Raw genomic sequence first — 8,400 nt, forward strand, 5'->3', positions numbered from 1 at the left:
CCGGCACCCTGCTCGCCGAGGAGTTCCTGCGCCCGGCCGGGATCATGATCCTGGTCTGGTTCGCCCTCCTGGCGATTTTCCACCGCGACACTCCCGCGCACCCGGCGGCACCGACCGGCCCAGCGCCGGCCTAACGCGCGCTACACCCCGCAACCCCGCTTGAGCTGGTCCTCCGATGGTTCTCCGCTCGGCGGGCTAAAACCTTCGGGACGCCCTCACCCGGGAAGGTCCGGCTCCGCCGCAGTGCAGGTTGGCCCAAGCCGTACCGCCGCGTGAACAGCTGGCACCCTAGCCTGCTGGGCGGCATGTATCAGCCCTTGCACTTCCACGCGGGCTAAGCCATCCACGGCTCCTTCGAGGCGCCTCGCCGACCGGATTCGCGCGGATCCCCATGTCGCTGTGCGACCGCGTCCTCCGGATCGCGCACAACGGCCGGCCCGTCTGCATCCGCCGCCGTAGGTACTGCGACCGGATGTGTTCGCTGAGCTGGGTGGACGGGTTCGGGACAAGTCTCTACCGCACGCTTGGCGGATCGAGCATCGGGACATCCATCCGGCCCGGTGTTAGAAGGGCAGCGTGGTGCCGGTGCCGTCTGGCCAGATCACGGTCAGCTGTGTCTGCTGTCCATCTGGGGTGATCCTTACCGAGCAGGGGACGGCGTCGTCGCTTATATTGCCGAGGAGGGCCAGCGCCGCCGCCCAGCCGTCCTCGGCCACACCGTCGAGCACCGGCACGAGCGCGGGGGCGCCGAACGCGGTCCCCTGGACACTCTCGATCGCCGAGGCGGTCGTATAGCCGTGCAGGCCCGCGAGCCGACCCTGCGCCTGCTCGCCAGGACGACCGCCGACGTGCGCGCCGACATGGAGGGGCTGCGCTTCAACACGGCCCTCGCCAAGCTCATCTCACTGACCAACCACGTCACCCGAACCGCGGGGCCAGCGCCAGGCGTGGTCGCCGAATCCCGGACGCTGCTGGTCGCCCCGCTGGCGCCGCACATCGCCGAGGAACTGTAGCGCCGGCTCGGCCACGACGGGTCCCTCGCCTTCGAGCCCTACCCCACGGCCGATCCCGCCCTGATCGCCGAGGAGACGGTCACCTGCGTCGTCCAGGTCAACGGCAGGCTCAGGGGACGGCTCACCGTGTCGTCCGGCATCGCCGAGGCCGAGCTGGAGAGCCTGGCCCTGGGGGAGCCCGGCGTGCGGGCGGCGCTGGGATCGCGGCCGGTGGAGCGCGTGGTCGTGCGGGCGCCCCGGCTGGTCAACATCGTCCCAGGGCGGTGAGCAGGGGGTTGACCGCGGCCACCTGAGGAAGAGACAGGTGCATGACGTATGAACCCGATGCCGCGCACCGCAGGCCGCAGAGCGCGGCGGACACGACCGTCGAGGCGGTGGGCAAGCTGTCCGAGGCGCTGGAGACCGTCGAGCGGGCGCGCGGACACCTGTACGCCTTCCACCAGCTCACCGGCCGAGCCGACCTGATGCTCGACATCGTGGTCGACCAGCTGAAACAAGTCGGCCACGGTGACCTGGCCGCGCGCATCGGCACCGAGCTGATCGGCCGCGACGTCATCGAGGACCGCTGGACCTTCCAGATCGTGGAGGACTACGACGACGGCTACTACGCCACCTTCCGCGAGCTGGAACGCGACGTGCGCGACCGCCTGCTCGACGGCCGCCGCCACGTCGCCGAGGCGGAGATGAAACGCCGCCGCCAGAGCGGCTGACCTCAGAGCGGGCCGGGCCGGAATCCCGTCGTGCTCTCGCGGATCATCAGCCGGTAGCCGGCGCGCATCTCCTTCGGCGGCCGGCCTGACCGGCCGTCGAGACGGAGCTTGAGCAGGTCGACCGCCATGCCGGCCAGCTGCGCCTTGTCGGGCGCCACCGTCGTGAGCGTGGGCGTGCTGTAACGGCCGTCCTCGATGTCGTCGAGCCCCGCGAGCGCCACGTCCTCGGGGACACGCAGCCCCGAGGCGAGCACCGCGCGCATCGCGCCCAGGGCGAGCAAGTCGTTGAAGCAGAAGACCGCGTCGGGCGGCGACGGCGAGCGTAGCAACCTGGTCATCGCGGCGGCCCCTTCCGCGCGCTGGTAACGCTCGACCTCGGCCGTGAACTCCGGCAGGCCGTGGGCGGCGATCGCCTCACGGTAGCCGGCCAGGCGCAGCGGAGAGGTGCCGCTGACGGACTGGTCCTGCACGCCCAGCGCGGCGATCCTGGTGCGGCCGAGGCTGATGAGGTGCTCGGTGATGTCGCGGGCCGCCCGCACGTTGTCGATGGCGACGTGGTCGGCGGGCCCGTCGTAGATGCGCTCGCCGAGCAGGACCAGCGCGGTGTCGTCGGTGCGCGCGGCCAGTTCGTCGGCGCCGATCGAGATGGGGCTGAAGATCAGCCCGTCGACGCGGTGGTCGCGCACGCCGTCGAGGACCTGCCGCTCGCGCCGCAGGCTGCCGTCGGTCTGCTCGATGACGACCAGCCAGCGGTGCTCGGCCGCGGCCTGGATGACGAACCTGGACAGCTCGGCGAAGTACGGCGCGTCGAGCTCGGGCAGGGCCAGCGCGATGACGCCGGTACGGCCCTGCCGCAGGTTGCGGGCCGACAGATTGGGCCGGTACCCGAGCCGGGTCAGGGCGTCCTCGACCTTGAGCCGGGTGGCGGGCGAGACGTGGGTGTAGCCGTTGACGACGTTGGACACCGTCTTGACCGACACACCGGCCAGCTCGGCCACATCCCGCAGGCTCGCTCCCATGACGTCCCCCTCTTCGGTGTCGCAGTCGATGGTAAGCGCTCCAGCCCCATTTACAACGTTGGAACAACGTTGTAGAAACACTGCAACACACGACAGCCCCCCGACGGAGAGGCCATCCCCTTGACGACTCGTGCCCGCCTCACCCTCGACCCCGCCTTCCGCGTCGCCCCCGTCGAACCGCGCCTGTTCGGCTCCTTCGTCGAGCACATGGGCCGCTGCGTGTACACGGGGATCTTCGAGCCGGGACACCCGAGCGCCGGACCGGACGGCCTGCGCACGGACGTCCTGGAGCTGGTGCGCGAGCTCGGCGTCACGCTGGTGCGCTACCCGGGCGGCAACTTCGTCTCCAACCACCGCTGGGAGGACGGCGTCGGCCCTGCCGAGCACCGGCCCACCACGCTCGACCTGGCCTGGCGCACGGTCGAGGACAACAGCTTCGGGCTGAACGAGTTCATGGCCTGGACCGCCAAGGCCGAGGTGGAGCCGATGATGGCGCTCAACCTCGGCACCCGCGGCGTCGCGGAGGCCCTGGACCTGGTCGAGTACGCGACCTTCCCCTCCGGGACCCGCTGGTCGGAGCTGCGCCGCACGCACGGGGCCGACAAGCCGCACGACATCCGCCTGTGGTGCCTGGGCAACGAGCTGGACGGCCCCTGGCAGATGGGCCACAAGACGGCCAGGGAGTACGGCAGGCTCGCGGCCGAGACGGCACGCGCGTTCAAACGCTTCGACCCCACCCTCTCCCTGGTCGCCTGCGGCAGCTCCAACAGCTCCATCCCGACCTTCGGCAGTTGGGAGGCGCAGGTGCTCGAGGAGACCTACGACCTGGTCGACTACATCTCCCTGCACGCCTACTACGACCCCTCCGACGGCGACGCCGACTCCTTCCTGGCCAGCGCGGCCGACATGGAGCACATGATCCACTCCATCGCCGCCACCGCCGACCACGTCGCGGCCACGCTCCGCAGCCGCAAACGGCTCAGGCTCTCCTTCGACGAATGGAACGTGTGGTACCAGAGCCGCTTCGGCGGCGAGTCGTCACTGGACTGGTCCAGGCAACCCCGGCTCATCGAGGACCGCTACGACGTCACCGACGCCGTCGTCGTCGGCAGCCTGCTCATCACGCTGCTGCGCAACGCCGACCGGGTGGGCATCGCCTGCCAGGCCCAGCTCGCCAACGTCATCGCCCCCATCATGACCGAGCCGGGCGGGCCCGCCTGGCGGCAGAGCATCTTCCACCCCTTCGCCCTGACCGCCCGCCACGCCCGCGGCGAGGTCCTGCGCGTGGAGCCGGACTCGGCCACGATCGAGACGGCCAGGTACGGGGAGGTCCCGTCCGTGTGGGCCACGGCCACCCACGACCCCGCCACCGGGGCGATGACGCTGTTCGTCGTCAACCGCGACCGGCGCGCCGCCTGCGACCTGGACGTCGTGCTCCCCGACCGGCTCGAACCCGTCGAGCACGTCGAACTCGCCGACGAGGACACCCGCGCCACCAACAGCGCGGCCGAGCCGTACCGCGTGGTGCCCCGCCCCGGCTCCGGCCTGCGCCACCAGGACCGCCTGGCCACGCTCACCCTCCCTCCGACCTCATGGACCATGGTTCGCTTCGCCGTAAAGGAGTAAGGACATGACGCACCACCTGAGCCGTCGCGGCTTTCTCGGCCTGTCGGGAGCGGCAGGCCTGACCGCGGCCGTGGCGGCGTGCGGCGGAGGGACCAAGATCGGGTCCGGAGCCGCCACGCCGACCGCCGCCGCGCCGACGTTCACCGGCGGGGAGTACACCGGTCCCAAGGTCACCCTCAGCTACTGGAACGGGTTCACCGGCGGCGACGGGCCGCACATGCGCTCCATGGTCGACGCCTTCAACAAGCAGTACGCCGGGCGCATCGAGGTGCGCAACGTCACCCGGCGCTGGGAGGACCTCTACCCCGCCGTCCCGACCGCCATCACCGCGGGCAATGGCCCCGATGTGGCGATCATCCACAACGACTGGATCGGTACCTTCGCCGCCCGCCAGGTGCTCATCCCGCTCGACGACGTGGTGGGCGCGCTGGAGCTCACCGAGAGCGACTTCATCCCGGCTGTGTGGAACGCCGGCGTCTACGCGGGCAAACGCTACAGCGTGCCCCTCGACGTGCACTGTCTGGCCGACTATTTCAACACCGCCCACCTGGAGAAGATCGGGCTGCAGGAGGCCCCCGCCGACAAGGCGGGCTACGAGCAGGCGCTGGGCGAGCTGAAGAAGTCCGGGGTCGCCCACCCCTTCTGGATGCCCAACAAGTGGCCCGCGCACCTGATGTTCATGAGCCTGCTCTGGCAGCACGGCGGCGAGCTGTACAGCGAGGACGGCACGCGGGCGCTGTGGGGCTCCGACCAGGGCGCGGAGGCGCTGAGCTGGATGGTCCGCCAGATCGACGAGGGCCACAGCCCCGCCAAGGTGGCCATCGACAGCCAGTACGCCGCCTTCAAGAACGGCGAGGTCAGCCTCACCTGGGACGGCATCTGGCAGATCAACGACCTCAAGGGCAACGCGCCGAGCCTGAAGTGGGGCCTGGCCGCGATCCCCAACATCGGCGGCGCCGCGGCGGCCTGGAGCGCCTCCCACAACTTCGTCCTCACCTCCCAGGCGGGCAAGGATGCCAACAAGGTGCAGGCCGCCAAGGCGTTCATCGACCACCTGAGCCGCCAGTCCACCGAGTGGGCCAAGGCCGGCATGATCCCGGCGCGCAACTCCGCCAGGCAGGCGCCGGAGATCGCCGAGCTTCCCCAGGTCAAGCTGGCCGCCGACGTCGGCCTCTTCCGCTTCCTGCCCGCCCTGCCCGGCGTGGGCGACGTGCAGAGCAAGGCGCTGGAGCTGGCGGTGGCCAAGGCCGTGCTCAAGCAGGCGAGCCCGGCGGACGCGCTGAAGGAGGGCGTGGCCACGGCCGACAAGCTCCTGGCCGACAACAAGCGGAAGTACGCTCAGTGAGCGCTGTGACAGCACGGCGCATGCGGTGGTGGACGCCGTACGCGTTCCTCGCGCCCTACCTGGCGCTGTTCACGGTCTTCATGATCGTGCCCATCGGCTTCGGCTTCTGGACCTCGCTGCACGAGTGGGACATCAACCTGCCCGCCAAGCCGTTCGTCGGGCTTGGCAACTACGCCGAGCTGTTCGACCCCGGAAGCGTCGACGGCGGACGCTTCTGGACGGCGATGCGGGCCACGGGGATCTTCACCGTGGCCTCCGTCCCCATCCTCGTCGTCCTCCCGCTGCTGGTGGCGCTGCTGATGAACGGCCGGTTCGCCGGGCGCAACGTCTACCGCGCCGTCTATTTCGCGCCCTACGTGCTCGGGGTGGCCGTGGTCGGCCTGCTGTGGCGCTTCCTGCTCGACGGCAACATCGGCCTGGTCAACCACTACCTCGGGCTCGGGGTGCAGTGGACCACGGATCTGCCGCCCGCGTGGATCGCCCTGGTGGGCGTGACCGTGTGGTGGACGCTGGGGCTCAACTCCGTCATCTTCCTGGCCGGGCTGCAGGACATTCCGCGCGAGCTGCACGAGGCGGCGATGGTCGACGGCGCGGGGCCGTGGCGGCGCTTCCTGGCGGTGACCCTGCCCGGCCTGCGTCCCGTCCTGGTGTTCGTGGTCAACGCCACCGTCCTGGCCTCGGCGAACATGTTCGGGCAGTCGTACCTGATCACCGCCGGGGCTCCGGCCGACCAGACCAAGACCGCGATCTACCTGATCGCCGAGACCGGCCTGCGCCAGTTCGACATGGGGACGGCCTCCGCGATGAGCTTCATCCTGGCGGCGTTCCTCATGGCGGTCAGCGTCCTGGTGTTCGGCGCCTTCAGAGACAGGCGCCGACCATGACCCGAGACCTGCGCTCCCTGCGGCGGGCGCTGCTGCACCTCGTCCTGGCCGTGATCGCGGCGCTCTACCTCAGCCCGCTGCTCTACATGCTGGTCACCTCGTTCAAGACGCGCGAGGCGGCCCAGTCGACCACGCCCCGGTGGGTGCCGGACCCGGTCACCGTCGACGCCTACCGCGAGATCCTCGCCAGCCCCGACAGCCCGGTCCTGACCTGGTTCCTCAACAGCCTGCTGGCCGCGACCGGGCACGCGGCGCTGGTGCTGGTGACCGCGGCGCCCGCCGCCTACGCCCTGGCCAGGCTGCGTTTCCGCCTCCGCACGCCGATCTTCTCGATGATCGTGGCGACGCTGTTCGTGCCCCCGGTGGTCCTGCTGATCCCCAACTTCCTCATCGTCAACGAGCTGGCCTGGGTCGACAGCCTGCCCGCCGTCATCGTCCCCGCCGCGGCCGGCGCCTTCGGCGTGTTCTTCCTGCGCCAGTTCTTCCTCACGCTGCCCACGGAGCTGGAGGAGGCGGCCGAGCTCGACGGGTGCAACCGCTGGCAGATCTTCGTCTCGATCGCGCTGCCGCTGTCGAAACCGGCGCTGGCGACGCTCTTCCTGCTGTCGTTCCTGGCCAACTGGAACGACTTCCTGTGGCCCATCTACGTGCTGCTGAGCCCGGAGGCGCTCACACTCCCCGCCGGGCTCGGCAACTTCCAGGGGGCCAACAACATCCGCTACGACCTGCTGATGGCCGGAGCGGTGATCGCCAGCCTCCCGGTGATCCTGCTTTACCTCGTGGCACAGCGATGGGTCATCGAGGGCATCTCACGGTCGGGCATCCGCGGCTAGATCGTTGATGTGGAATTTGGATTAGACCGTGACTTATTTGGTGGTCAGTCGTTAGATCATCCGTGGATGTCTTCCTTCAACGGCTGGTGCCTGACGAGTTGTGGGAGCTGTTCCAGCGCGTTGTCCCGCCTGCACCCACTCGCCCACAGGGTGGTGGACGGCAGCGAGTCGAGGATCGGGTGATCTTGGCGGCGATCGTGTACGTGGCCACCACGGGTTGCGCCTGGCGGCAGCTCCCGCCGTTGTTCGGCGCTTCCTGGCAGACAGTGCATCGCCGGTTCACCGAATGGAGCGCCGCCCGGGTGTGGGCCAAGCTGTACCGGATCCTGCTGGACGAGCTCGGCGCCCGTGGCGAACTGGACTGGTCTCGATGTGCGATCGACTCGGTCAGTGTGCGAGCTGTGAAAGGGGGGAGCTGACGGGCCCGAATCCTGTCGATCGCGGCAAGAAAGGGTCGAAGATCCACCTCATCACCGAACGGACCGGTCTGCCGGTCTCTGTCGCGATCAGTGCCGCCAACACCCACGACAGCTTGGCGCTGGAGCCGCTGGTGCGTGGCATTCCGCCGATCCGCTCCCGTCGTGGCCCGCGTCGCCGTCGGCCGGCCAAGCTGCATGGCGACAAGGGTTACGACTACGCCTACCTGCGGGCTTTCCTACGCGGCCGAGGCATCATCCCGCGCATCGCCCGCCGCGGGATCGAGTCCAGCCAGCGACTGGGGAAGCACCGCTGGGTCTCGAGAGGACGGTCTCGTGGCTGGCAGGCTGCCGACGCCTGCACCGTCGGTACGAGCGCCGGGCTGGCCACTTCGCTTCCTTCGTCGCCATTGCCGCAGCCCTCATTTGCTACCGCCGACTCGCCAAATGAGTCACGGTCTAAGACCGTGTCCTATGTGGTGAGTGGGACGTTGGTGAGGCGTGGGAAGGAGTGAATGGGGGTGGATCGTGCCGGAGGGATTGTGGGAGTTGGT

The 8,400-nt window shown here is 69.7% G+C and carries 9 protein-coding genes and 1 pseudogene; 8 read left to right on the forward strand and 2 right to left on the reverse strand.

The features are described 5' to 3' along the window. Positions 1-563: 563 nt before the first annotated feature. Positions 564-728: a hypothetical protein gene (locus AB0I67_RS42910; protein WP_357936722.1), complete on the reverse strand. Its 165-nt coding sequence runs from the start codon at positions 726-728 to the stop codon at positions 564-566. A gap of 69 nt (positions 729-797) precedes the next feature. On the opposite strand from AB0I67_RS42910, the gene AB0I67_RS42915 reads away from it, so the two are divergent. The 3 genes from AB0I67_RS42915 to AB0I67_RS42925 all read left to right on the forward strand — a co-directional run bounded on the left by AB0I67_RS42915 (position 798) and on the right by AB0I67_RS42925 (position 1,723). Continuing rightward, on the forward strand, positions 798-1,013 hold the full coding sequence (locus AB0I67_RS42915) for a hypothetical protein (protein ID WP_357936723.1): 216 nt from the start codon (positions 798-800) through the stop codon (positions 1,011-1,013). A gap of 126 nt (positions 1,014-1,139) precedes the next feature. Next, positions 1,140-1,280, forward strand: coding sequence for a hypothetical protein (locus AB0I67_RS42920; RefSeq protein ID WP_357936725.1), 141 nt, complete (start codon positions 1,140-1,142; stop codon positions 1,278-1,280). A gap of 41 nt (positions 1,281-1,321) precedes the next feature. Beyond that, entirely contained in the window at positions 1,322-1,723 is a 402-nt protein-coding gene (locus AB0I67_RS42925; protein WP_357936727.1) for a hypothetical protein, read from the forward strand. 2 nt (positions 1,724-1,725) lie between these two features. Here AB0I67_RS42925 and AB0I67_RS42930 read toward each other — a convergent pair whose 3' ends face one another. Further along, complete coding sequence (locus AB0I67_RS42930; protein WP_357936729.1) at positions 1,726-2,742, reverse strand: LacI family DNA-binding transcriptional regulator; 1,017 nt, start codon at positions 2,740-2,742, stop codon at positions 1,726-1,728. 120 nt (positions 2,743-2,862) lie between these two features. Here AB0I67_RS42930 and AB0I67_RS42935 point away from each other — a divergent pair, with 120 nt between their 5' ends. The 5 genes and pseudogenes from AB0I67_RS42935 to AB0I67_RS42955 all read left to right on the forward strand — a co-directional run bounded on the left by AB0I67_RS42935 (position 2,863) and on the right by AB0I67_RS42955 (position 8,297). Further along, complete coding sequence (locus AB0I67_RS42935) at positions 2,863-4,368, forward strand: alpha-N-arabinofuranosidase (RefSeq protein WP_357936731.1); 1,506 nt, start codon at positions 2,863-2,865, stop codon at positions 4,366-4,368. A gap of 4 nt (positions 4,369-4,372) precedes the next feature. After that, positions 4,373-5,713 (forward strand): extracellular solute-binding protein, encoded by a 1,341-nt coding sequence (locus tag AB0I67_RS42940; RefSeq protein ID WP_357936732.1) that lies wholly within the window; start codon positions 4,373-4,375, stop codon positions 5,711-5,713. Between the two features lie 5 nt (positions 5,714-5,718). Further along, positions 5,719-6,597: a sugar ABC transporter permease gene (locus AB0I67_RS42945; protein WP_357936734.1), complete on the forward strand. Its 879-nt coding sequence runs from the start codon at positions 5,719-5,721 to the stop codon at positions 6,595-6,597. Beyond that, complete coding sequence (locus tag AB0I67_RS42950) at positions 6,594-7,430, forward strand: carbohydrate ABC transporter permease (RefSeq protein WP_357936736.1); 837 nt, start codon at positions 6,594-6,596, stop codon at positions 7,428-7,430. The genes AB0I67_RS42945 and AB0I67_RS42950 overlap by 4 nt, the downstream gene beginning before the upstream one ends. A gap of 62 nt (positions 7,431-7,492) precedes the next feature. Further along, positions 7,493-8,297, forward strand: a pseudogene (locus AB0I67_RS42955) (IS5 family transposase). The last annotated feature ends 103 nt before the right edge of the window (positions 8,298-8,400 follow it).

Origin of the sequence: Nonomuraea sp. NPDC050310, from assembly GCF_040655795.1 — a bacterium.
Lineage (GTDB): Bacteria > Actinomycetota > Actinomycetes > Streptosporangiales > Streptosporangiaceae > Nonomuraea.

Bases quoted from the DNA above. Each gene is read 5' to 3' on its own strand.
- AB0I67_RS42925 (WP_357936727.1), top strand. From the start codon at position 1,322: ATGACGTATGAACCCGATGCCGCGCACCGCAGGCCGCAGAGCGCGGCG.
- AB0I67_RS42930 (WP_357936729.1), bottom strand. From the start codon at position 2,742: ATGGGAGCGAGCCTGCGGGATGTGGCCGAGCTGGCCGGTGTGTCGGTC.
- AB0I67_RS42940 (WP_357936732.1), top strand. From the start codon at position 4,373: ATGACGCACCACCTGAGCCGTCGCGGCTTTCTCGGCCTGTCGGGAGCG.
- AB0I67_RS42950 (WP_357936736.1), top strand. From the start codon at position 6,594: ATGACCCGAGACCTGCGCTCCCTGCGGCGGGCGCTGCTGCACCTCGTC.